The 25,322-nt window shown below is 54.7% G+C and carries 21 protein-coding genes; all 21 read right to left on the minus strand.

Annotation, left to right across the window (positions count from 1 at the left end):
- Positions 1-109: 109 nt before the first annotated feature.
- The 21 genes from KKG35_00715 to KKG35_00815 all read right to left on the minus strand — a co-directional run bounded on the left by KKG35_00715 (position 110) and on the right by KKG35_00815 (position 25,143).
- The gene (locus tag KKG35_00715) at positions 110-1,714 is read right to left on the minus strand and encodes a phosphoenolpyruvate carboxykinase (GenBank protein ID MBU1736639.1); all 1,605 of its coding nucleotides are present in this window, start codon (positions 1,712-1,714) and stop codon (positions 110-112) included.
- Between the two features lie 80 nt (positions 1,715-1,794).
- Entirely contained in the window at positions 1,795-2,781 is a 987-nt protein-coding gene (locus KKG35_00720; GenBank protein ID MBU1736640.1) for a malate dehydrogenase, read from the minus strand.
- A 187-nt stretch (positions 2,782-2,968) separates the two neighbouring features.
- The gene (locus tag KKG35_00725) at positions 2,969-3,721 is read right to left on the minus strand and encodes a succinate dehydrogenase/fumarate reductase iron-sulfur subunit (protein MBU1736641.1); all 753 of its coding nucleotides are present in this window, start codon (positions 3,719-3,721) and stop codon (positions 2,969-2,971) included.
- The gene (locus KKG35_00730) at positions 3,718-5,631 is read right to left on the minus strand and encodes a fumarate reductase/succinate dehydrogenase flavoprotein subunit (GenBank protein ID MBU1736642.1); all 1,914 of its coding nucleotides are present in this window, start codon (positions 5,629-5,631) and stop codon (positions 3,718-3,720) included. The genes KKG35_00725 and KKG35_00730 overlap by 4 nt, the downstream gene beginning before the upstream one ends.
- A 14-nt stretch (positions 5,632-5,645) precedes the next feature.
- The gene (locus KKG35_00735) at positions 5,646-6,272 is read right to left on the minus strand and encodes a succinate dehydrogenase cytochrome b subunit (GenBank protein MBU1736643.1); all 627 of its coding nucleotides are present in this window, start codon (positions 6,270-6,272) and stop codon (positions 5,646-5,648) included.
- Positions 6,273-6,330: 58 nt separating this feature from the next.
- Positions 6,331-7,938 carry a FumA C-terminus/TtdB family hydratase beta subunit gene (locus KKG35_00740; protein MBU1736644.1) on the minus strand — a complete coding sequence of 536 codons (1,608 nt, stop codon included), beginning with the start codon at positions 7,936-7,938 and terminating at the stop codon, positions 6,331-6,333.
- A 368-nt stretch (positions 7,939-8,306) separates the two neighbouring features.
- Positions 8,307-9,284, minus strand: coding sequence for a porphobilinogen synthase (gene hemB, locus KKG35_00745; protein ID MBU1736645.1), 978 nt, complete (start codon positions 9,282-9,284; stop codon positions 8,307-8,309).
- Positions 9,285-9,343: 59 nt separating this feature from the next.
- Positions 9,344-11,092: an AAA family ATPase gene (locus tag KKG35_00750; protein MBU1736646.1), complete on the minus strand. Its 1,749-nt coding sequence runs from the start codon at positions 11,090-11,092 to the stop codon at positions 9,344-9,346.
- Positions 11,093-11,131: 39 nt separating this feature from the next.
- On the minus strand, positions 11,132-12,502 hold the full coding sequence (locus KKG35_00755) for a sigma-54 dependent transcriptional regulator (protein MBU1736647.1): 1,371 nt from the start codon (positions 12,500-12,502) through the stop codon (positions 11,132-11,134).
- Between the two features lie 223 nt (positions 12,503-12,725).
- Entirely contained in the window at positions 12,726-14,981 is a 2,256-nt protein-coding gene (locus KKG35_00760) for a HAMP domain-containing protein (GenBank protein ID MBU1736648.1), read from the minus strand.
- Entirely contained in the window at positions 14,962-15,531 is a 570-nt protein-coding gene (locus KKG35_00765) for a DUF4390 domain-containing protein (GenBank protein MBU1736649.1), read from the minus strand. Before KKG35_00765 ends, KKG35_00760 begins: the two co-directional genes overlap by 20 nt.
- A 43-nt stretch (positions 15,532-15,574) precedes the next feature.
- The gene (gene hflX, locus KKG35_00770) at positions 15,575-17,128 is read right to left on the minus strand and encodes a GTPase HflX (GenBank protein MBU1736650.1); all 1,554 of its coding nucleotides are present in this window, start codon (positions 17,126-17,128) and stop codon (positions 15,575-15,577) included.
- Positions 17,129-17,361: 233 nt separating this feature from the next.
- Positions 17,362-17,685 carry a DUF86 domain-containing protein gene (locus tag KKG35_00775; protein MBU1736651.1) on the minus strand — a complete coding sequence of 108 codons (324 nt, stop codon included), beginning with the start codon at positions 17,683-17,685 and terminating at the stop codon, positions 17,362-17,364.
- Between the two features lie 50 nt (positions 17,686-17,735).
- Positions 17,736-18,026, minus strand: coding sequence for a nucleotidyltransferase family protein (locus KKG35_00780; GenBank protein MBU1736652.1), 291 nt, complete (start codon positions 18,024-18,026; stop codon positions 17,736-17,738).
- A gap of 445 nt (positions 18,027-18,471) precedes the next feature.
- Positions 18,472-18,873 carry a type II toxin-antitoxin system VapC family toxin gene (locus tag KKG35_00785; protein ID MBU1736653.1) on the minus strand — a complete coding sequence of 134 codons (402 nt, stop codon included), beginning with the start codon at positions 18,871-18,873 and terminating at the stop codon, positions 18,472-18,474.
- The gene (locus KKG35_00790; protein MBU1736654.1) at positions 18,870-19,100 is read right to left on the minus strand and encodes an AbrB/MazE/SpoVT family DNA-binding domain-containing protein; all 231 of its coding nucleotides are present in this window, start codon (positions 19,098-19,100) and stop codon (positions 18,870-18,872) included. Before KKG35_00790 ends, KKG35_00785 begins: the two co-directional genes overlap by 4 nt.
- Before the next feature lie 312 nt (positions 19,101-19,412).
- Entirely contained in the window at positions 19,413-21,335 is a 1,923-nt protein-coding gene (selB, locus tag KKG35_00795) for a selenocysteine-specific translation elongation factor (GenBank protein MBU1736655.1), read from the minus strand.
- A gap of 6 nt (positions 21,336-21,341) precedes the next feature.
- Entirely contained in the window at positions 21,342-21,992 is a 651-nt protein-coding gene (locus tag KKG35_00800) for an MBL fold metallo-hydrolase (GenBank protein MBU1736656.1), read from the minus strand.
- Between the two features lie 182 nt (positions 21,993-22,174).
- A complete protein-coding gene (locus KKG35_00805; protein ID MBU1736657.1) occupies positions 22,175-23,119 on the minus strand; it encodes an Mrp/NBP35 family ATP-binding protein in 945 nt (314 codons plus the stop codon).
- Between the two features lie 40 nt (positions 23,120-23,159).
- On the minus strand, positions 23,160-24,386 hold the full coding sequence (locus tag KKG35_00810; protein MBU1736658.1) for a GGDEF domain-containing protein: 1,227 nt from the start codon (positions 24,384-24,386) through the stop codon (positions 23,160-23,162).
- A gap of 46 nt (positions 24,387-24,432) precedes the next feature.
- Positions 24,433-25,143, minus strand: a complete 711-nt coding sequence (locus tag KKG35_00815) for an FKBP-type peptidyl-prolyl cis-trans isomerase (protein ID MBU1736659.1) — start codon at positions 25,141-25,143, stop codon at positions 24,433-24,435.
- Between the last annotated feature and the right edge of the window lie 179 nt (positions 25,144-25,322).

A 25,322-nucleotide genomic window follows, 5' to 3' on the forward strand; every position in this document is an offset into this window, starting at 1 on the left:
AAACAACCCTGTGGAAGCGGCCTCCCGGCCGCGAATTGCCCGGGTTGCAATCGGCACTTCAGGCTCTCCCCCCTTGTTGTTCGCGACCGGGAGGTCGCTCCTGCGGGAATCAGCGAGGGCCTGCTTTTACGACATTATCCGGGGCAAGGTCTCGGAACTTTTCAAAGTTATTATGGAACAACCGTGCCAGTTTTGCGGCCTGAGCATCATATGCCCCGGGATCAGACCAGGTCTTTCCCGGATCAAGAATGTCCCCCGGAACCCCGGGCACCGATACCGGCACCTCGATCCCGAATACCGGGTCGATCTTCATCTCGACATGATCAAGCCCTCCGCTGATTGCCGCATGCAACAGGGCACGGGTGTGGCCGATCTTCATTCTTGAACCGACACCGTAAGGACCACCGGTCCAGCCGGTATTGACCAGCCAGCATTTCGATCCATGTTTCTTGATTTTCTCTTCCAGAAGTTTTGCATACACGTAAGGATGCCGGATCATGAACGGCGCCCCGAAACAGGCGCTGAAGGTCGCCGTGGGCTCGGTCACCCCCTTCTCGGTTCCGGCCACCTTGGCCGTGTACCCGCTGATGAAGTGATACATCGCCTGGTCCGGAGTAAGCCTTGCGATCGGCGGCAACACCCCGAAGGCATCGGCAGTGAGCATAATGATATTTTTCGGATGACCGGCCATCCCCGATTCGACATAATCCGGCAGATGACTCAACGGGTATGATGCCCGGGTGTTCTCGGTAAAGCTGGAATCATTGAGGTCGAGCTTATGGGTGACCGGGTCCATCGCAACATTCTCAAGGATCGTCCCGAACCTGCGGGTACACTCGTAGATCTCCGGTTCGGCCTCCGGGGAGAGGTTGATCACCTTGGCGTAGCACCCGCCTTCGAAGTTGAAGACCCCGTTCCGCGACCAGCCGTGTTCGTCATCACCGAGGAGCGATCGCCCGGGGTCGGCGGAAAGAGTGGTCTTACCTGTTCCGGATAGGCCGAAGAAGATGGCCACATCGGAAGGGTCGGTCTTGCTGACATTCGCGGAACAATGCATGGAAAGGACATCGTGCTCGGGAAGCAGAAAGTTCAGCGCCGAGAAGATGGACTTCTTCGTTTCGCCTGCGTAGGCGGTGCCGCCGATCAGGATCAGTTTGCGTTTCAGGTTGATCGCGACAAAGGTCCCGCTCCGGGTATGATCATCTTCCGGGTCGGCATTGAAGTTCGGACATTGCAGAACGGTAAAATCCGGCCTGAAGTTCTTTATCTCGTTCCGGGTCCTGCCGCCCCGGATGAACATGTTACGAACAAAGAGATTGTGCCAGGCATACTCGGTGATCACCCGGACCGATTGCCGGTATTCCGGGTCGGCCCCCGCATAACAGTCCTGCACGAAGATCGTCTTCTGCCGCAAGTAGGCCTGCATCCTCTTCAGGAGATGGTCAAACCGTTCTTCGGGATACCGGGTATTGTTCCCCCACCAGATATCGCCGGTGGTGGAAGGCTCGTCCACCAGATATTTGTCCTTGGCGGCACGGCCGGTGTGCTGCCCCATGTTCACCAGCAAGGGGCCGAGGTGGGCGAGGCTGCCCTCAAAGCGCCTGATCGCGTATTCGTAGAGGGATGGCGAAGCAAGGTTCCAGTGAACCTGGCCCAGCTGATGCAGGCCGAGATAGTCCAGTTGAAAATCGGGGGTCAGATCTTTTATTTCCATGCACAACCTCCAGGATAATGCGGTTCATCTTCCCCCCCCGACCAGATACTGCCTAGAAGGTTATATCAGAGATGAAATTCTCAAATCAAACCCAATTTCTTTACAGTGTCTCTTTCACCTCTCAGTTCGGCAAGGGTGGCGTTGACCTTTTCCCGGCCGAATTCATTCTGATCAAAGCCGTCAACGATCTCGACCCTGCCGTTCACCGTCCGGCACGGGAAAGAAAAGATCAGCCCTTCATCAATTCCATATTTACCCGGCGACCTGAGACTGACGGAAAAGGTGTCTCCAGCCGGGGTGTCATGGGTCAGGTTGTAGACGCTCTGGATGCAGGCATTGGCGGCAGATCCGGCTGAAGATGCGCCACGGGCCTTGATGATCGCCGCGCCGCGCTGCTGGATGGTCTCGATGAAATACCCCTGCAGCCACTTTTCATCGTTGATCACTTCCGCCGCAGGTTTCCCGCTGATCTTCGCGTTGTAGAAATCAGGGTACTGGGTTGCCGAATGATTGCCCCAGATTGTCACGTTCTTCACCTCGGTCACGTCAACTCCCGCCTTCTGGGCGAGCTGGGTTTTCGCCCGGTTCTCGTCAAGAGCGGTCATGGAAAAGAACCTGTCCTTGGGCAGACCGGAGCTTTCCATGGCGATCAGGCAGTTGGTGTTGCAGGGATTGCCGACCACAAAGAGCCGGCACCCGTCATTGCCGACTTTGGCCATGGTTTTGCCGAGCGGGCCGAAAATGCCGCCGTTGACGTTCAACAGATCACTCCGCTCCATGCCCTGTTTCCTTGGCACGGAACCGATGGCGAGAATCCAGTCGGCACCGTCAAACGCTTTCTCCATCCGGTCGGTGCAGACAATCTTTTTCAACAGCGGAAAGGCGCAATCATCAAGCTCCATCCTGACCCCCTCAAGAGCGCCCATCGCCTGGGGAAGCTCAAGGAGATTCATCTCGATCTCAACATCCGGGCCAAGCATCTGCCCGGAGGCGATCCTGAAAAGACTGGCATAGCCGATTTGTCCTGCCGCGCCGGTTACCGCAACTCTTACAACCTTCTTTCCCATCACTGACTCCTTTGATAAAATATGAATAAATTTAAATAGTTAATAAATACAATTCTGATTGCCACTGAATTTCAGCCACCGACTCTTCGACAAGCTCATCCTTCGACAGACTCAGGATGAACGGAATTACTGTTACACCGATGATTTACGGCTCCTGACTTCCGGCTCCTGACTCCTGTCCCAATCCTCACTCCGAAAAGATCATCGCCTTTAACAGCTCGCGGTTTAAGCGGGCGATATTCCTGATGGAAATACTTTTCGGGCAGGCCGCCTCGCACTCCCTTTCATTGCCGCAGTTCCCGAAACCCTGGCGGTCCATCTCCCCTACCATCTCGAGAGCCCTTCTCTTTCTTTCAGGATGTCCCTGGGGCAGAAGGGCCAGCTGGGAGACCTTGGCCCCGACAAAGAGCATCGCCGAGGCGTTGGGACACGCCGCGACACAGGCCCCGCAGCCGATACATTCGGCCCCGTCGAGCGCCTGGTCGGCAATTTCTTTGGCCACCGGGATCGAGTTCGCCTCCGGAGCGCTGCCGGTATTGACTGAAACGTAGCCTCCCTGGCTGATGATCCGGTCAAAGGCACTCCGGTCGACCACCAGATCCTTTACCACCTTGAAAGCCCTGGCGCGGAACGGTTCAATGACCAGGGTGTCGCCATCCGCAAAATGGCGCATATGCAGCTGACAGAGGGTCGTCCCCTTTTCCTTGCCGTGCGGATGCCCGTTCACCACCGCGCCGCACATGCCGCAGATCCCCTCCCGGCAGTCGTGATCGAAGGCCACCGGCTCTTCGCCGCGCAGGGTCAGGTCTTCGTTCAGCATATCGAGCATTTCCAGAAACGACATGTCGGTGGAAACGGAATCAATCCGGTAGCCTTTCAGGCACCCCTTCCCGCCTCGGTCCTGCCGCCATATTTTCAGATTCAGGGAGATGCGGCTCATTTATAGCTCCTCCGGCTCGGCGTCACGTTCTCAAAGTGCAGCGGTTCCCGGTGCAGTTCCGGTGGATCTCCGTTTTCACCCGCCTGCCAGACGGAAACGTGGGAAAAGTCCTCATCCCTTCTCAGGGCCTCATGATCTTCAGTCTGGCTTTCTTCCCGCAGATGACAGCCGCACGACTCTTCCCTGGCCAGGGCATCGCGGACCATTAATTCCGCAAACTCAAGATAATCGGCAACCCTCCCGGCCCGTTCCAGAGACTGGTTCAGATCACTCCCGGAACCGGGAACATTCACGTTCTGCCAGAACTCCTCGCGGATACCCGGAATGACTGCCAGCGCTTCTTCAAGCCCCTGCCTGTTTCTGGCCATCCCGCATTTGTCCCACATCACCAGGCCAAGCTGCTTATGAAAGTCATCAACCGTTCTCTTCCCTTTGATGGAAAGCAGTTTTTCGATTCTTTGTGATGCCTCCCCGGCAACCTGTTGAAATGACGGGGCCTTGATGGTTGACTCACCGGGTTTTACTCCCGCAAGATACGGGGCAATGGTTGACGGGAGAACGAAATATCCATCCGCCAGCCCCTGCATCAGGGCGCTGGCGCCAAGGCGGTTGGCCCCGTGATCGGAAAAATTGGCCTCGCCGAGGACGAAAAGCCCTGCAATATTACTCATCAGGCCGTAATCAACCCACAGTCCGCCCATCGTATAATGGACAGCGGGATAGATCTTCATCGGTTGTCGGGTGGGGTCTTCGTCAGTGATTTTTTCATACATGGCGAAGAGGTTGCCGTATTTCTGCCGGATCAGGTCGATGCCGTCCCGCTGAATGGCATCGGCAAAATCAAGATAGACGGCAAGACCCGTCTCCCCGACCCCCTTGCCCCGATCACATTTCTCCTTGGCATTTCGGGAAGCGACATCTCTCGGGACCAGGTTGCCGAAGCTCGGATATTTCGCTTCAAGATAATAGTCCCGGTCCGATTCAGGAATCTGGGATGGTTCCCGCGTATCTCCGCTCTTCTTCGGAACCCAGACCCGCCCGTCATTGCGAAGGCTTTCGCTCATCAGGGTCAGTTTCGACTGCCCGCTGCCGTGAACCGGGATGCAGGTGGGATGGATCTGCACGAAACAGGGGTTGGCAAAACCGGCCCCCCGCTTGTAGGCGCGGAAGCTTGCGGTCACATTCGAGGCCATGGCATTGGTGGAGAGGAAATAGACATTACCGTAACCGCCGGTGGCAAGAACCACCGCATCGGCGGCATGGGACTCGATCGCCCCGGTGATCAGATTTCTGGTGACAATGCCCCGGGCCCTGCCATCGGTAACGACCAGATCGAGCATCTCGGTGCGGGGAAAGAGAACGACCCGGCCGCTCTTTACCTGCCGCATCAGGGCACCGTATGCGCCGAGCAAGAGCTGCTGCCCCGTCTGGCCCCTCGCGTAGAAGGTCCTCGAAACCTGGGCGCCACCGAAAGAGCGGTTGGCGAGATGCCCGCCATATTCCCGGGCAAAGGGCACTCCCTGGGCGACACACTGGTCGATAATATTGTTGCTGAGTTGAGCAAGACGGTAGACGTTGGCCTCACGCGACCGGAAATCGCCGCCCTTGATCGTGTCGTAGAAAAGGCGCTCGATACTGTCGCCATCGTTCTGGTAGTTCTTGGCCGCATTGATCCCGCCCTGGGCGGCAATGCTGTGCGCGCGGCGTGGGCTGTCCTGGATGCAGAAAGATTTGACGTTATAGCCAAGCTCGCCAAGGCTTGCCGCTGCAGAACCGCCTGCCAGACCTGTGCCGACAACGATTATTGAGTACTTTCTCTTGTTGGCCGGATTGACCAGTTTGTTGGCAAGCCGGTATCTGTCCCATTTTTCGGCAAGGGGGCCTTCGGGTATTTTCGCATCCAGGTGCATAGTTCGGTCCCGGCTCAGTTGGGAATCCCCCTGAAATAAATCAGGCAGGGAATAAGGATATAAATCACCCCTGCCGCCACCGCGACCAGCAGAGTGATGCTTCTGAGAAAACGGTTATAGCGGGGATGATTGATCCCGAAGGTCTGGAACATGCTCCAGAAACCGTGGCTGAGGTGCAGGGTCAGAGCCAAGAGGCCGGTCACATAGATACCAACCATCATCGGCTGGCCAAGATAGCCCCTCAGAAGATCAAGGGGAGACAACTCCCTGCCGAAAAAAGACAATGTCGTCAAATGGATGCCGAGAAAGAGAAAGATGATGGCCCCGGTATAGGGCATGGTCATTGAGCCGACGGACCGCCCGCCGTCGCTTTTTTTCACCGCATATTGGTCGGGCCGCGCCGCCAGGTTTTCAACATACAGGGAAACACCGAAAAACAGGTGGAGGGAAAAAATAAAGAGCAGTGCAATCTCCGCTATTTTAAGAAATGGGCCCAATGCATGGAGATGTTCGGCATAGGAGAGAAATACCGCGCCTCCGGCAAATATGGTGGCATTGCCGGCCAGGTGAACGAGAATAAACACCCCGAGCAGGAAGCCGCTCACTGCCATGATCATCTTTTTTGTGATTGATGAGAACATCTGTTTGGTGTCCGAAAAAGTGAATAATGTGCTGCAGGACGTCGATCCGGGCACGGAATCAAACGATCCGGGCAAAGAGATCGTTGCCCTTGTCATCACAGATAATAAAGGCCGGAAAATCTTTGACCCGGATCATCCGGACCGCTTCCATGCCCAGGTCCTCAAAATCGACCACTTTGATATCAGTGATGCAGTCCTTGGCCAGCGAGGCCCCTGCCCCGCCGACCGAACCCAGATAAAATCCGCCATGCAGGCGGCATGCTTCAGAAACCTGTTTCGACCGGTTTCCCTTGGCGATCATGATCATCGATCCGCCGAGGGACTGAAACCGGTCGACATACACATCCATCCTGCCGGCGGTGGTCGGCCCGAAACTGCCGGACACCATGCCCTGCGGGGTTTTGGCCGGTCCGGCATAGTAGACCGGGTGATCCTTGAAATAAGAAGGCATCGGCTGCCCCTTTTTCAGGTTGCTGCTGATCCGGGCATGGGCGATGTCCCTCGCCACCACCAGGGTTCCGGAAAGATGGAGCAGGGTCCCGACCGGATACCCGCTCAGCTGGTGAAGCACCTCCGCCATCGGCCGGTCAAGATTGATCCCGACCGGAGTACTGGCAGCGCCGGTCACCAGTTCCCCGTATCGGCCCGGATTCCGGTCGAGCTGCTCCAGGAACACCCCGTCTTTGGTGATCTTGCCCTTGATGTTCCGGTCGGCGCTGCAGCTCACCGCGATACTGACCGGGTTCGATGCGGCATGCCGGGGCATTCTGATCACCCGCACGTCATGGCAGAAGTGACTGCCGCCGAACTGGGCACCGATCCCGGTATTTTTTGCGATCTCCAGAACCTTTTCCTCCCACTCAAGATCGCGATAAGCACGACCTCCGGGAGAGCCGGAAACCGGCAGACTGTCATAATACCTGGCCGAAGCCAGCTTCACCGCCTTGAGATTCGCTTCGGCGGAGGTGCCGCCCACCGCAACCGCCAGATGGTAGGGGGGGCAGGCAGCGGTTCCTAGAGTCGGCAGTTTATCTTTCAAAAATGCGGTCAGGGACTCGACATTTAAGAGAGATTTGGTTTCCTGATAGAAAAAGGTCTTGTTGGCCGAACCGCCGCCCTTGGCGATGAAAAGAAACCGGTACTCATCCCCTTCCGAGGCATAGATATCGATCTGGGCCGGCAGGTTATCGCCGGTGTTGACCTCTTCAAACATCGACAGCGGCGCCATCTGCGAATAGCGGAGGTTTTCCCGGGTAAACGCATCATACACGCCGTGGGAAAGATGTTCGCGGTCGTCGGCCGAGGTCCAGACCAGTTCGCCTTTCCGGGCGACAATGATCGCGGTGCCGGTGTCCTGGCACATCGGCAGGATGCCGTCTGCCGAGTAAATCGCGTTATGCAGAAGATTTCTGGCGACGTAGCGGTCATTCTCCGTTGCCCCGCCATCGGTGACGATCGCTGCCAGCTGGTCCAGATGCGAGGCGCGAAGAAAAAAGGCAGAATCGGTAAAGGCCTGCCGGGCCAACTCGCGCAGACAATCAGGGTCCACCCGCAGAATCCGCCGCCCGCCGACTTCCAGCACCGACACCCCCTCCGTGCGGAGGAGCCGGTACGTGGTCCTGTCTTCACCGAGGTCAAAGGTTGGGGTGAATTTGAATTCCGCCATAGGATTAAATACAACTTTCTGACTTGTCTTAAGATATTGGTTTGCTGTCATAAAATGATCACAAGTCATGGTGGCATTCCATGATTAGGAGCCAGGAGCCAGGAGCCGGAATGACTGATTTTTTCACCCTTCGGGGACTCACTTCAGTACCCCCTTGAGGGGTATAAGTTTCGTACGAGCGGACAAGCTGCTCAACTCAGCTTTAAGCTTTTCTCCTGGCTTCTGACTCCTGGCTTCTGCCTTCATGTGGAATACGGGTACGAAAAAAATCGCCAAAACCCCTTTATCACCGGGGAGATTAACCCAACTCAGAAAGTTGAGTTTATCGATTTTTCACTCTTAACTCTTCACTCTTCACTCTTAACCCTTCACTTTTCCCTGAGGTACCGGGCCGCTTCCTTGGCAAAATAGGTGAGGATAATGTCCGCCCCCGCCCTCCGGATGCTGAGCAAGGTTTCATACATCACCTTGTCGCCGTCGATCCAGCCGTTGGCGGCGGCGGCCTTGATCATCGCGTACTCACCGCTCACATGGTATGCGGCAATCGGCAGGTCGAACTCCTCGCGGAGCATGGCAACGATATCAAGGTAGGCGACCGCCGGCTTGACCATCAGGATATCGGCGCCCTCTTCGACATCAAGGGTCGCCTCTCGCAGCCCCTCCCGCTTGTTGGCCGGGTCCATCTGGTAACCGCGGCGGTCACCGAACTGAGGGGCGCCATCGGCGGCGTCACGGAACGGTCCGTAAAAAGAGGAGGCATACTTTACCGCATACGACATGATCGGGATATGATGGAAATTGTGCTCGTCGAGAGCGCCCCGGATCTCGGCCACCCGACCGTCCATCATGTCCGACGGGGCCACCATGTCGGCGCCCGCTTCCACATGGGAGAGCGCGGTATGGGCCAGGACCTCGAGGGTCGAGTCGTTATCGACCTCGTTGTCGATGATGATCCCGCAATGGCCGTGATCGGTATATTCACAGAGGCAGACATCGGTGATCACATTGATCTCAGGCGCCTTGTTTTTCAGCTCTTTGATCGCCCTCTGGATGATGCCGTCCTTGGCATGCGCGCCGGACCCGACCGCGTCCTTTTTCTCCGGCAACCCGAAGAGAATGAGATTGTTGACTCCGAGCGCCATGCACTCCTTCGCCTCCGCAGCGAGCTGATCGACCGAAAGACGGAAGACGCCCGGCATCGAACTCACTTCATCCTTCACCTTTTTGCCCGGCTGGATAAACAGCGGATAGATCAGGTGATCGGCGGACAGGGTTGTTTCCCGGATCAGCGACCTCAACACTTCATTCTTCCTGAGGCGGCGCGGCCGGTATTCTGGAAAGACCATATCAAATCTCCTTTAGATATGCAGTTGCTTTAAAAGGTTACCACAGAGGGCACAGTCTCTTACAATTTGAATTTATTTTCAACAAGCGCGTTGATAAATTTCTCCGGATCATCGATCCCCTCGGCGGGGATCACGACTTCATGGACATCCTTCTTCTGGCTCAACAGCCTCAGCCCGTACTCACAGGTTTTGACAACCCCGTCGCAGATTGCCTTCACCGCCTTTCTGTTCCTCGGCAATCGGGCAAGAATTCTATCGATGGCCTCCTCGCTGAAAGAGACGGAAAAGCCGTCATGACTGTATTCCCCTTCACACTCCCAGATATAGCTGACCAGATCCAAGAGCATCTCGCAGGCGTCGTTGGAATCAAGGTTGTCGTTCTGGCACATTCTGGCCATAATCCTGAATCTTTCCTCTGAAACGGAAATCTCCGGCCGGAGGAAACAGTCCGCGCGGGAGGCTTTGAGAAAAGCAACAAGCTTGTCATACTCCGCCGCGGCCAGAACCTGGTAGCGTTCCCGGTGGGAAGCTTTCAGGTCAGGATCACCAAGAAGGGCAGCCAAAGAACCCTTCGGGTCCTTCACCATTTGCGCCGACACCACCAGAAAATTGATATCGGTGGAGGGCAGCTTCTTCTCGAAGGGCAGCATGATCTTTTCCATCACACTTAAGAGCCCACGGGCGCCGGTTTTCTCACCAACCGCCATCGCGGCAATCTCGCGCAACGCCTCCTCTTCGAAAATGACTTTTATCCCGTATGATCTGAAATCCTGCTTCTTGCCGACCACCACCGCACTGTTCGGGTTCATCAGAACCTGAAAAAGATCTTCCTCGCTCAACTGATCCAGCACCGTAACCACCGGCAGACGACCGACGAACTCGCTCTCGAAACCGAACTCGATCAGGTCTTCGGCCTTGACCTGCTTCAGAAACCGGGCATCATCCTTCCTGGAGGTGACCGTGCTCTCAAAACCTATCGATTGTTTCCCGACCCGTTTTCTGACTATTTCATCCAGGGTATTGAAGGCCCCGCTCATGATAAAGAGGATATTCTTGGTGTTGACCGACAACTTTTCTCTCTTGCCATGGGTCCGGTAATATTCCATGGCCTCGAGCTGGGAGATGGGATCGTGGGGAACCTTCAGATCAACATCGGTATCCTCCATGGGTTTCAGGAGCGCCCTCTGCACCCCGGTCCTGGAGACATCATGACCGATGCGATTCGGACTGGCCGCGATCTTGTCGATCTCATCGACATAGATAATGCCGAATCTCGCCTTTTCGAGATCGCCGTCCGCCTGCCTGGCCAGATCCCGGACCAGGTCCTCAACATCCCCCCCGACATATCCGGTTTCACTGAACTTGGTGGCGTCACCCTTCACGAACGGGACCCCCAGTTTCCGGGCAATGAGCTTGATCAGAAAAGTCTTGCCGACCCCGGTGGGTCCGATCAGAAGGACATTGCTTTTCACCTGGCCGACACTCTGGCGATCAAGCCCGCCATTTTCCATGGCATAACGGATTCTGTTGAAATGGGTGCAAATTTTAGTGGCCAGAACCGCCTTCGCCTCATCCTGGCGGATGACATACTCGTCAAGATAGGCAACGAGTTCCTCGGGCCTGATCCGGAACTTGAAGATCTCATCGTCATCGGCAATTACCTTCGGCGGAGAATCCTCCTGCTGCCGGGCCGGCTCGGGAAACATTCCCGTTGAGATAATCTTGACATTGCTGCCGTACTTCTCAGACAGATAGTCGCTGATCTCTTTTTCGAGTTCTTTCTGGCTGGGGAGGCTGTTTTTTACCATAGGTTCACCGATCAATCCCGAGCATCATCTCTTTTACGCTCAACTGACAATGCCAAGGTTCTTCAACTTTTTATGGAGATGACTGCGTTCAAGCCCGATCTCCTCGGAGGTCTTGCTGATGTTCCCGTTGTTGGCCGCAAGACGGGTTTCAAGATATTCCTTTTCAAATTTCTTCCTGGCCTCCCTGAAGTTGCTGTCAAGGGTAAAATCTCCGGTGTCGTCTCCGTTATCGGTTGCCGCCGACATCTCCGGGGGGGCGAGAAGCGAGTCCACTTCCATTCCCGAGATCATTTCTCCCGAGGTCATGATAACCGCCCGCTCAACAAAATTCCGCAGTTCACGTACATTTCCCGGCCAGCTATGTGCCTGCAGACTCTTCAGGGCATCGGGAGCCATCTTCTTCTCTCCGAGCCCCTTTCGGGCCATAATCGCCAGGAACTCATCGACCAGCTGGGGAATGTCCGAAGCCCTCTCCCGCAACGGGGGCACTTCGATCGGAACAACGTTCAGCCGGTAGAAAAGATCGGCGCGAAAATTCCCCTTTTCGATCTCCTTCTCCAGATCCTTATTGGTGGCGGCCAGCACCCTGACCTCAACGGAGATGGTCTTACCGCCGCCGACCCTCTCAAACTTCTGCTCCTGAAGGATCCGCAGAATCTTCGCCTGGGTTTTGATACTCATGTCCCCGATCTCGTCAAGGAAGAGCATCCCGCCGTCCGCCTGATCGAATTTACCGCGACGGCTTGCCGCAGCCCCGGTGAAGGCCCCCTTTTCATGACCGAACAGTTCACTTTCGATCAGCTCTTCCGGGATTGCCGCACAGTTCAGCTCAACCATCGGCTTGTCGGCATAGGCGGACATCTGGTGAATTGCCTGGGCGACCACCTCTTTGCCGGTGCCGTGTTCACCGTGGATCAGAACCCATGAGGAGGTGGGAGCGACTTTCTCGATCTGCTTTTTAAGCTCCTTCACCGCCTGGGAGTTTCCGGTCAGGCGCGGTTTCGCCCGGCTCTTTGCGCGAAGGATCTCGTTTTCTTCGGCAAGATGCGACATCCGCAGGCCGTTTTTGACCGCAACCACAATCTTGTCGTATGAAGGAGGCTTTTCGATAAAATCAAAGGCTCCCAATTTCGTTGCCCGGACAGCGGTTTCGATACTGCCATGCCCGGATATCATGATCACGGGAAGAAGCGGCTCCCTCTGCTTGATCTCTTCCAGCGCAGTAAGGCCGTCCATGCCAGGCATCCAGATATCGAGGAGCACCAGATCAATCTGCTCGGTATCGATAATCTTGAGCCCCTCTTCCGCCGAGTCGCTGATTACGGTGGAAAATCCCTCATCCGTCAGGATTCCTTCGAGTGATTCGAGAATGCTTTTTTCATCGTCAACAATCAGTATTTTCTCTGCCATGTTATGCCATTTAATCCTTGAACTTTTCAGTTACCGTTCTCACATCATCATAAAGCTGAGTTGAGCAGCTCGTCTGCTCGTACGAAACTTATACCCGAAGGGTGCAAAGCTGAGTTGAGCAGCTCGTCTGCTCGTACGAAACTTATACCCGAAGGGTGTAAAGCTAAAGTCGAGCAGCTCGTCTGCTCGCACCAGACTTATATCCGAAGAGAGCAACCACTCTTCATCCTTTGACCACCGGCAATTCAATGACAAACCGGGACCCCACCGGCTCATTGTCCCTGACCCGGATATACCCGTCGTGATCGGAAACAATGGTGCTGGAAATGGCAAGCCCAAGCCCGGTGCCGCTCTTCTTGGTGGAAAAATAGGGCTCAAAAAGGCGGAGTTTGTCCTCATCCGGAACCCCCTTGCCATTATCGGCGACCGAGAGAAACGCATGGTTGTCCTTACTGTCATAACTGATCTCAATTTCGATTCTGCCGTCTGCAGGGGGAACTGCCGCGACCGCATTATCCATCAGGTTGATCAGAGCCCTCTTCAACTGTTTCTGGTCAAAGGAAAACACCGGCGGCTCGGAATGACAAATGAAGTCGAAAGCAATATCCTTGTGTGCCTCCTGATAGAAGACAAAGACTTCCCGGGCCATCTCCCGAAGATTATTCATGCTTTTCTGCACCGCCGGCATCCTGGCAAAGCTTGAGAATTCGCTGACCAGTCTCTTCAGCTCATCAACCTGATTGACAATGGTCCTGGTGCAACTGTCAAAGACGTCCCCTTCACCGGCGAGCTTCTCAAGATATCTTTTCCGAAGACGCTGGGCCGAAAGCTGGATCGGGGTCAGGGGATTCTTGACTTCATGGGCGATACGCCGCGCCACCTCACGCCAGGCCGCCATCCGCTGCGCTTTTTCAAGTTCGGTGAGATTGTCGAACACCAGCACGATTCCCAGGTTCCGATTATTCTCATCCTTCAACTGGGTAAGATTGACCCGCAGAGAGAAGGTCTCTTCATCAAAACTGATCCGGATGGGTCGCTGGATCGTGGTTTTTCCCGAGGCGACAAGTTCCTTGAACAGCCCTTGAATGATCTCCTGATGATCCGGCCGGAGCAGCGCCCGGTAATCCTTGCCGACGAACTTGTGTCGTTCTATCTTCAGCAGTTCCTCGGCGAAACGGTTGATGGTGGTCACCTTGCCGGATTCATCAAGGGAGATGACTCCCGCCGCAACATTCTGGAGAATCGTTTCCGTATACTGCTGTCGGGTTTCAAGTTCAAGATAACTGTCCTGCAGGGCAAGATTGACCATTTCAAGCTGCCGCTTGCTGATCAGGAGGTCGCGGGTCATATGGTTGAAAGAGTCAACCAGCGTCCCCATCTCGTCTCCGGATTCCTTCTCCACGACAAAATCAAGGTACCCGTCGGCAACCCGTCGTGTTGCCTCGGCAAGCTTGTCGATAGGGCCGGTGAGTCCCCTCGCCACATAAAAACCGAACCAGACCGCACTGAAGACGATCAGCAGGGTCACGATCAGCAGCACTACCAGCAGACTCGTTTTCAGCGGGTTTTTCAGGATCATCAGCTGACGGTACCCTTCGAGACCGCCCGAGATGACGTTCATGGCCTGAAGACGCTCCCTCGGAATCAGAAGCGATGTCACCAGCACATTGGTGCGTTTATCCGTTTCCGGACCAAGGGTGACCGGCATCAGCCCCCGGATCAGCTCTCCGGCCTCAACGGCCTGGATCGCCACCTGATCCTTTTCCCCTTCAAGCGCCTTGCGCAACATATCGGGTGGCAGCTCAGGAACCCGGTCCTTTTCGATTCCTTTGGCAAACACTCTGACCAGCGGCAATCTCTGGTCGGAGAGGAGTTCGAGTCCGGTAAGCCCATGACTCTCGGAAATGTCCTTCAGGAAAAGATCGAGGTGCTGCGCGATCAATTGCTGGTAGATCTGGGACTCGAGACGCACCGCGATCGAACCGCCCTGCACCCTGACCTGCTCCTTGGCCTTGTCATAAACGTCCCGAGCAATATTCAACGATTCCTGCAGCGAACGTTCAACCTTGATATTGAACCAGTAGTCCATACTGGTTGAGACGAACTGCAGGGAAATGAAAAAGAGAAGCCCGGTGGGGACAAGCGACAGGGAAACAAACGAGACAACCATCTTGCTCCGCAATCTGCTGCCGAGGATATTCTTGCGTCTTTCAAAAACCATCTGGACCAGGTTGCGCAGGACCAGGAACACCACAAGCAGCAACAGGAGAACGTTGATATTGATGATCGTGAAAACCAGCACGTTGCCGCTGACCGGGAAAGGAACTTCGCCAAGGCCGGAAAACCTGGTCTCAATATAGGTCAGGACCGGCAGGAAACAGAGGCAGGCCACAATCGCGAGCCAGATCCGGCGCCGCTTTCTGACGTCGCGCTGGATCAGGTACTGGGTCCGGTTCATCTCAGTTTCTGAATTCAACATAATGCCAGTCTGTTTCGTAATCCCTCAGACTCCAGAAGGGAACAAGGTAATGGATGAAAAACGGCAGGCTCTTTCGCTGCAGGCGGGCCTTTACTTCCAGAAAGTATTGTCCGCCCCGTTTCAGTTGCGCGAGAGGAATCACTTTGAGTCCGTTCACTCCGGCCATCAGGGTTTTCGCTTCGGAGAGATCAGAGATCACGGCGCTGGAACCGGTTTCCGAGTATTCCAGCACAAACTGCTGTTTCAGGGTGTCGTAGGAGAGGGTGTGCTCGAAAGAGAGCGAAACCAGCTCCTCGCTTGTTCTCCCGGCCCGGACCTCCTTGAGGTTGACATAAAAGGTGAACGTTGCCGGAATGCCATTCAGCAGTCCTTCCTCCATGTCGGGCCGAAAAGCGTTGTCGATCTCAAGATACAGAAGCAGATCGGAACTGGAGTTACTGACGACGACATCTTTTATCCGCGCTTCTCCGGCAGCGCAAAGCTCACCTGCGAAGAGGGCGAGGGTAACAAAAAAGACAAATGGATATGTTAAATATTTATAAATTTTCATGACTTTAAACAGGTTTTCTCTGAATATCCAAGATCCAACAACCTCAGACCAGCCTTTTCACCACCATCTGCTGCGCCGCTTCAAGGAATCCGTCAAAGGTCGAAGGATCTTTGGCGCTGATCAGGACCGCCTGATACTGACGGGCCAGAGCGGCCGCTTCGGATCCGTCAATCAGGTCCATCTTGTTGAACACGGTAAGACAGGGGATTCTATCAAGTTCCAGCTCTTTCAGCAATTCTTCTACGACATTTAACTGCTGACGGAATGCGGGGCTGCTCACATCAACCACATGGACCAGAATATCCGCCTCCTGCAATTCCTCAAGGGTGGACTTGAAGGACTGGAGCAATTCATCCGGCAGATTTTTAATAAAACCTACGGTGTCGGTGATGATAACCTCAATATCCCTGGGGAACCGAAGCCTGCGGCTGGTGGGATCGAGGGTGGCAAACAGTTTGTCTTCGGCGACGATCTTGCTGCTGGTGAGCGAGTTCAAGAGAGTCGATTTACCGGCATTGGTATAGCCCACCAGAGAAAGGACCGGCAGATCCCGCTTCCGTCGTTTGGAACGCCTCTGCTGGCGCTCCCGGCTGACCTGTTTCAGTCGGTCGGCAAGTTTTCCCAGCCGCTCCTGAATCCGCCGCCGATCGATTTCGAGTTTGGTTTCGCCCGGCCCTCTGGCCCCGATGCCACCGGTGAGCCTGGACAGCGCGTCATCACGCGTCCCCAGGCGGGGAAGCATGTATTTCAGCTGCGCCATCTCGACCTGGAGCCGCCCTTCCCGGCTCAAGGCGCGCCTGGCGAAAATATCCAGGATCAACTGGGTCCGGTCGATGACCCGCATCTCGGTATGATCGGTGATGGAACGGATCTGCGAGGGGTTCAGTTCCTGATCGAAGATCAGGAGATTCGCGTTCAGGGTCAGGGCCTTCAAAATAATCTCCCCAAGTTTCCCCTTGCCCATGATCAGCCGTGGATTCATCTTTTTCGGCCGCTGAATGACCCGGTCGAGAACGATCACATCCGCAGCCCGGGCCAATTCCTCAAGCTCGCTGATCGACTCGGCTGCCAGCGCAGGATTGAGAGTCGTGACACTGACCAGAATCGCCCGATCCTTGCCCTTCTCCACTTCCCTGATCGGCCTGAAACGGGAAAACTCCTCCTCAAGAGCGCCGATCAGCGCCAGAAAATTATTCGGCTGATGCCCGGGATGGACCGGCGGCAGAAGCTGCCAGTTATTGCCGTTGACCGGCGAGGGCACAAGATGTGCGGCAGAAAGCTCAACCGGCAGACCGTCACCATCAACCTTGATGACGGCCATCAGATCGAGCCTGAGAAAGAGAAGATCCATAAAATCATCCCCGGTAAGATCTTCCTGCTTCAGGTGAGTATGGATACAACGCAACCCGCGCAATCTCCCCTCTCCGGCCCGCGCCTTGGCAAGAGCGGGGATCAGGATCTGCCGGTGATCGCCGACGATGACCGTTTCCACCCTGCCCGCCCGATCGACCAGAATTGCGACCTGACGGCCAAGCTCTCGCGACAACCCCGCCATCTCCCTGGCGACCTCCGGGCTGACAATACTGTCCGGGTCCATCTTCCGACCGGCCAGCTTGTCGAGCCTTCTGGTCTGGAATGCCTTGAGGCCTCCGGTATTTCCACTGATTCCGGCGATGATTTTTTACCGATTGAATGTGTTGATTATCGGGGAGGATGATTTTGCCGGCAAGCGAGAAAGAGCCCGCGGGACTGTTTGGAAAACCTCTTGCTCTGTCAATCCACGCTTGGGCCTGGGATGTGGCATATCACCATAAATTGCAGATTGCCGAATCAGGGCGCCGGCAGAACTTTCTTCAAATCCTGAAGATCACCGGCCAGGATATTCCAGACAGTCTCAAGATCAATTCCCAGATAATCATGCACCAGAATATTGCGCAGGCCGGAAATTTTCCGCCATTCGACATCCGGATGATTTTTTCTGAAACTCTCTGAAAGCCTTTGCGTGGACTCGGTCATTATCTGCAGGTTTCTCAAAACCGCGTCCTGAATCAACGGCGTTTCGCAGAACCCGGAATAGTCGAGATCACGGGTATAACTTTCTATTTTTTCTATACATTCCCGGATATAGCTGAGTTGAGCAGCTTGTCTGCTCATACGAAACTTATATCCGAAGGGTAAATGAACCAGATAGAGGCCGTCATCTTTCATATCGGCTCCGCCTCCGCCAGGATTCTATCTTTTATATACCAGTGCAACCCCTTTTCAGTGACCACATCAACCCTTCTACCCAGCAATTCCTGCAGATCAAAGGCCAGCCCCCCGAGGTCAAACAGGCTGCGTCCCTTTTCCAGCTCAACCAGAAAATCAACATCGCTGTCCTTGTTCTCCACACCACGAGCCACGGAACCGAAGAGGCGGACATTGCCCGCGCCATAATGTTTCGAGATTGCAATGATCTCGCCGCGCTTACTCCTGATCGTTTCCCTGAAACCCACCACATCACCTCCCGCCATTAAAAATCTTCAGACCAATATAGACCGGGCGGCAGGTGTTGGCAAGCAAAGTCAAGCCATCCGGAATGGATAATGCCCCAATCAATCTTAATTGCCCTGTGGGAGCAGAAATTGTTGTGGGAACAGATTTTTTTTTGTGGGAACAGATTTTTTTGTGGGAGCGGCCTCCCGGCCGCGAAATGCCCTTGGTTTTCCATGGCTCCTGGCCAATTTTCGCGACCGGGAGGTCGCTCCAACGGGAGTTAAAGCCACCTTATTGGAGCACCCTGTGGGACCCACTGTGGGAGCGGCCTCCCGGCCGCGAATGCCCATGGCGGCTCCCGGCAAACCAAGTGTCTCCCCGCCTTCTTGTTCGCGACCGGGAGGTCGCTCCCACGGATCAGGGTTGATTGCCATGTGGGGGGTAGAAAATTAACGCCTGGCAGCTTCAGGGAAGCCAGAGGATTTTCACTTCATTCTCCAGTTGTTTGAATTCCGGATCCCCGGTGAGAACAGTGGCATTGAGTTGTTGGCCGAGAGCGGCGGCAAAACAATCCGCATAGGCAACCTTATATTTGCCCTTGAAAGTTGCAGCGGCAAGGGTCAGGCCCCGGTCCGCAGAGATCAGTTCAAGGGGGTATTGATCGAGTAACGCCACAACTTCCCCGGCTTTTTCAACTCCCTGCTCCCGCATGACGATGTAGTAGATCTCGCCCCAATTGATCATGCAGAGCGCCCCTCTCGCTTTACCCTGCAAAACCTCCCGCAGGGCTTTCTCTACCATGCCGGCGCAGGGCTCATCTTCCAGAAAGGCGAGGATTGCATAACTGTCAAAGACATAGGTTTTCATTTTTCCGCCTCTGCTTCCCGGTCAGCCAGCAGACTCCTGAGCGCCCCGCCCTTGGTTTTCAGCATGCCGCGCCCGGCCAGGATCAGATCGTCGGGAAGGGGCTCCATAATGATCAGGCCGTTTTTCTCCATCACTTTCAGGCGGGTCCCCTGATGAATGTTCAGTTTTTTTCTGAGTCCGACCGGGATGGTGACCTGGCCTTTGATCGTTGCCGTGGTTGTTGTCATAAGGGCCTCCCTGTATTACCGTTATGCGATAATTGTAATACCAGGCAGCCATAAAGGCAATCTTTTGTTACCAAACGAGCCCGCCCCCCCTGTCGGTGTCCCAGTCCTGGAGGTCCGAGGACGGTTCGCGACCGGGAGGTCGCTCCAACAGGGGTGGAAATTGTTTGCGGGAGCAGAAATTGTTGTGGGAGCAGATTTTTTTTGTGGGAGCGGCCTCCCGGCCGCGATATGCCCATGGCGGCTCCCGGCAAATCAGGAAATTACCCCGCCTTCTTGTTCGCGACCGGGAGGTCGCTCCTACAGGGGGGTTGCTTATTGCTTCTGGCGTTCCCGCAGGATTCTTTTGTCGCCGACCCGCAGGGTGATCTTGGCGCGGTCGAAAAATTCGAGAAGGGGGATGGAGAACTTCCTGGACAGGCCGGTCAGGTTTTTAAAGCCCTGGGCATCGATTTCACCGTTCTCCCGGATTACTTTCACCAGATCTTCCTTGATTTTGTTTATGACTTGCGAGTGATAGAAGAGATCTTCACTGATTTTGCAGACAACCTCTTCCCGCACCAGGAGGTCAAGAACCCCTTTCACCAGGGTCTCGGAGCTGCCTTTGAATTTTTCCCGCAGCTCTTTCACCGTTGGCGCAGAAAGCCCTGCCGCAAGATAGAAAGCAGCCATTGTTTCCTTCAGTTCACCGGTATCGCCCTCGGTGGAAACTTCATGGCCGGCAACCTTCACCACCGCCTCATCCTGGCTCAACCTCCCCTTTCTGACCAGATCATTCAGCAGGGAATGAAAGAGCTTCAGGTTTTCATTGGCAGAAAGTTTATTGCGCAGCTCTTCTTTCGGTATTCCTGGTTTCAGGGGGTTGTTCCGGTGGAATTCCTCAACGATCGCGCACACTTTTACAAGTTGCTCTTCATAGACACCACCCTCAACCATCCTTTTCCGGTCACTGTCGATCATGATCAGTTTTCTGGCCGAGATCGGTGCATCAAGAATCTTGGCCATTTTTTTGCCGAACAGCCCGATCCTGACCGACAGATCATCAGGAGTCAAACCGGCGATGCCCGCCTCCCGCACATGCTGGAGAATCCGATCTTCGATCTCACCTTCCCGATAAACGCGGAAAATTTCCTGATTCGCCTCTCGGAAACGCTTTTTCTTGAACGCCCTGCTGTTGAATATCCTGCCACCGCCGATGGTATACACCGGAGAATAGCTGCGCACCACATAATGATCGTCGGCCCAGGCGGAGGCAGGCTCCTCAAACAATAACTGCACATTGGCAACCGAACCCGGGGCCAGCTTCTCATCATCCAGCAGAACGATTCGCCCCATAATTTCCGCGGTCCCGATATGAATTCTGACTCTTGATCTGTTCTTGAGTTCTTTCGGATTTGAGGAGAGATAGATAAACTCGGCGTCCATGATGTATGACGGATCAAGGCAGCCCGCACTGGCAAGAACGTTGCCCCGGCTGACAGACTCCCGATCAACGCCCTGCACATTGATTGCGGTCCTCTTGCCGGCCTCCACCTGCTTGGCATCATCGGAGTGGACCTGAATCCCCCGGACGCGACCTGCCTGACCGCCCGGATAGAACTTCACTTCATCACCCACCGCGAGCCGCCCGGAAATGGAAGTCCCGGTCACCACGACCCCGAAACCCTTGACGGAAAACACCCGATCGACCGGCATTCTGAAGGGCCCGAAAGCCTCGGAAAAATCGCTGGCGGCAACCAGCCGGTCAATCTCCTCCTTGACCCGGTCAATCCCCTCGCCGGTAACGGACGATACGGCGACCAGCGGCGCCCCCTCCAGGAAACTGCCGACAAAGTACTCCCGGATCTCCTCCTGGACCATCTCAAGCCACTCCGGCTCCACCATGTCTTTTTTGGTGACGACAATGACTCCGCGCCGGACGCCCAGGAGTTGACAGATTTCGAAATGTTCACTGGTCTGGGGCATGATGCCCTCGTCGGCGGCAATCACGAAAGCCACGATATCAATCCCCGTTGCGCCGGCAACCATATTGCGGACAAACTTTTCATGTCCGGGCACATCGACGATGCCGAGGCGGTGCCCGCAGGGCAGATCAAGGTAGGCGAATCCGAGTTCAATGGTGATCCCCCGCGCCTTTTCTTCCTTCAGGCGATCGGTATCAATACCGGTCAGCGCTTTTACCAGGCTGGTCTTGCCGTGATCGACATGACCGGCGGTGCCGAGAACAACTTCGCGCATTTTCGATCAGCCCTCTGTCCAGAAGGTATTGGCAAGAAAGGGATTGCTCTTTTTTTCCGCACCAATTGTCGAGGACGAGCCTCCATAACCGTGTCCGGGCCAGACCCGTGTTTCGTCGGGAAGAACCAGCAGGCGCTCCCTGATCGCCCGGGACAGGGTTTTACCGTCGCCACCCGGGAAATCGGTTCTCCCCACACCTCCGACAAAGAGGGTGTCGCCGGTGAAAAGATTCGGCGCATTATACAGGCAGATCCCTCCCGGAGTATGGCCCGGCGTGAGAATGACCTGCAGCTGCTCGTTGCCGAAACTGATCAGGTCACCGTCCTGAACAATCCTGTCCGGCGGAGGTGACGGTTTGAGTCCCAATATTGAAAAGTACTGTTTGACCTCCGGCTGGCCGAAAAAATCAGCATCGCTTTTATGAATCACGATTTCCGCGCCGGTCGCCTCTTTGATGGCGCCATTGCCGCAGACATGATCGGGATGACCGTGGGTGTTGATGATATATTTGACGCTTGCCTTCTGCTTTTTACATTCGGCCAACACCCTGCTCTCGTCTCCGCCCGGGTCAATGATGACCGCTTCCCTTGTCTCCTCACAGAAGACAAGATAACAGCAGACAGACATTGACCCGACCGTCATCGATATAATCTTCATTTACGCACCTCAGTTCTTTTCTTCCGAGTAACACACACGACCCGGAACATTTTCATCATCACAGAGGACACAGAGGACACAGAGAAAGTTTTTCACATCAATTACCTCTGTGGTCTCTGTGCTCTCTGTGGTTCACTTTATTGTCCCTTCAGGTTGCCATATCCGGGATGTGTGACAAACTTTCAACAATCACAGGTAGCCGGGTCACACCCACCGCTGCCGCACCCGCATTCCTTCGTTACCGAAGCGAGCGAAACGGATGTTGCCCGTGATTTCTCGACATTATCGACCAGATTTTTGAATGCCTGAATCGCCGGGCTTTCCGCCTGCGAAACCAGATAGGGGTTGCCGGAGTCGCCTCCGAGCACCACCTTCGGATCAAGCGGAATACTGCCGAGGAAAGGCACCTTGAAGTCATCCGCCGTTTTGCGGCCGCCGCCGCTCTTGAACAGATCCACCGTTTTATTGCAGTGCGGGCAGACAAGTCCGCTCATGTTCTCGACCAGCCCGAGAACTTTCATCTTGACATGTTTGCAGAAATTCAATGATTTTCGCACATCGGCCAGCGCCACTTCCTGGGGCGTGGTCACGACCAGCGCCTGAGCGTCTTTGATGGTGTTGGCAACGGTCAGGGGCTCATCGCCGGTCCCGGGGGGCGCATCGATGATCAAATAGTCGAGTTCTCCCCAGTCCAGATCTGCAATGAACTGTCGTATCGCCTGGATCTTCAACGGACCACGCCAGATGATCGGATCATCGCGATTTTCCATCATATATTCAAGAGAAATAACCTTGAGATTTTTCCCGTAAGACATGGGAGGCACAAGCCCTCCGGATTTTTCCATATCGGAAAGTCTGGCAGTGAGATTAAGCATCCTGCAGATATCGGGGCCGTGCAGGTCAACATCCATGAGCCCGACTTTATACCCGCGCTCGGCAAGACCCAGGGCGAGATTTGTCGAGACCGTGCTCTTGCCGACCCCCCCTTTGCCGCTCATCACGAGAATTTTATTCTTGATCCTGCCAAGAGAGGTGGCGATCGCCACATCCTGTTGCGCAACAGCAGCATTCTTTGAACCGCATGTGCTTTTCTTGCTCTCACAAGAACTGCCGCAAGTTTTACCCATAGAACGAACCTCCGAAAATATATTACCGTTATCTGTTCACTCAACTCACCAGGCAGTTCCGCCCTTTGCCCTTTGCACGATACAGAGCCTGATCCGCCGCTTTCACCAACTGCTCTGCGGTCATTTTTCCGTCATCGCGTGAAGCGACACCGATGCTCACGGTCACGCCAACTTTTTTATCCGGGTTCCTGCCTTTGGCGGCTCTTTTATCGCCCTTTTTCCTGGGCCGTTTATAATCCCTGACATAAAAATCACTGTCTTCTATAGACTGCCGCAATGCCTCCAGATGTTCCAGCACATCCTCTTTACCCTTGCCGGGGAATACGACTGTGAACTCTTCACCGCCATACCTGAAGGGCTTACCGCCCCCCCGGACGCGGGATATTCGAGCCGCGACCATCCTTAAGACCTGATCACCCACATCATGGCCATAGGTGTCGTTGAATTTTTTGAAATGATCAATATCAAGCATCGCCACCGTGTATCGCCCGGTCAGCCTGAGGAAGAGTTCATTCAATGATCTTCTCGCCGCAAGACCGGTCAATTCGTCACGGTAGGCCATGGAGTATGCGGCCTCGATTATGGAAACCGCCAGAATCAAACCACCAAAGGCAAAACAGATCGTTGAGAGAAGCCCCGAGTACACAGACAGGGCAAAATAACTGGCCGCCAGCGCCCAGACAAATCCGGTCTCGACCGCCCCCCGTTTCCTGGCCAGATGAATAAATAGAGCCAGCAGGGAAAACCCATAGGCAAGAACCCCGAAATCCGGAATATTGATCGGGACAGGAAGCGCAAACGGGATAATATTTTTTGCAAGATTTTCCGTCAACAGCGGATAAGAGCTGTAAATCCAGGCAACAAGAAACGGCTGGCTGACAAGGGTTGCCGTTTTGAAAAAACCGCTGGAATTAAATATCCCCCGCTCCCCTGACCAGGCCAGGAAAACAAGATTCACCGGCAGAAGCACCGATACGGAGCCATGGACAACCGAAGCCAGCGGCAGATCAACATCAGTTCCCCGCACAAACTCATAGATGGCCAGTTCCGAAAGAACAAGGGCAAGTACGGCCAGAACGGGGTTGAATCGATTAAACCGCCACCCGATAATCAACGCTGCAGCAGGAACCGCGAGGAGCATGCCCCTGGCAACCACCGGCCGCCAGTGGAGCATGCCCTCATTGCCATTAAAAATGATACAGGCGGCCAGCAGCAGGCCGCCCGGCACAAAAAAATGAAATATCCTTCTGGTAAGCACCGCTGCCATGTCAGAAAATCTACCGCGATAAAATTTTTCCGAAACTGAGCGGATTTTACTCTATCCCGAGAAGCTCCACCTCAAAAACCAGCGCTGCGTTCGGACCGATATCCGGCCCGACTTCACGATCACCATAGGCAAGATCGGAGGGGATATACACCTCGTACTTACTGCCGACCGGCATCAACTGCAGAACCTCGGTCCAGCCTCTGATGACACCATTGACCCTGAAAGCTGCCGGCTGATCCCTCTTGTAGGAACTGTCAAACTCCTTGCCGTTCAGCAGCTTGCCACGATAATGAACTTTAACCTGATCCGTGGCCTTGGGAGTCGCCCCATCACCTTTCACCAGGACCTTGTACTGGAGACCGCTTTCGGTGACAACCACACCTTCCTTGTCCTTATTGGCGGCAAAGAAAGCCTTGCCCTCTTCGAGGTTCTTATCGGCAAGCCCTTTCATTTTCGCTTCATATTCCTGCTGGATCTTTTTGGAAAAATCTCTTTTGGTCGATTCAATATCAGCTTCTTCCATAAGGATCTTCTTCTCGTTGAGACTGTCTTCGATTCCCCGGTAGAAAGTGGCAAGATCAATCTTGGTCCCGGTTTCCCGAAGAGATGTTCCGATATCGAGACCGAGAACATAGCTGACCTTGTCGTCAAAACTCTTGAGCTCAATATTCTTTTCGCTTTTATCCGCCTGCTGGCCACAACCGCTCATCACAGGTATGATCATCAGTATACTTGCAAGGATTATTCTTTTTTTCACGTTCTTCTCCATATAAATATTTATCGTTCCCGCGAGATTGCGATGCCCGAATTGAACCGAATTGCCGGTTGATTTGAACTTTACCGCCCTTTTACTTCCGTATTCTTCCCAAACCCCAACAAATAAAAACAGACAACGACTCCAGTTGTCTGCCACCACATACTATGTGAAGGCCGCTC

The sequence above is a fragment of the Pseudomonadota bacterium genome, from assembly GCA_018823285.1.
Taxonomy (GTDB): Bacteria; Desulfobacterota; Desulfobulbia; order Desulfobulbales; family JAGXFP01; genus JAHJIQ01.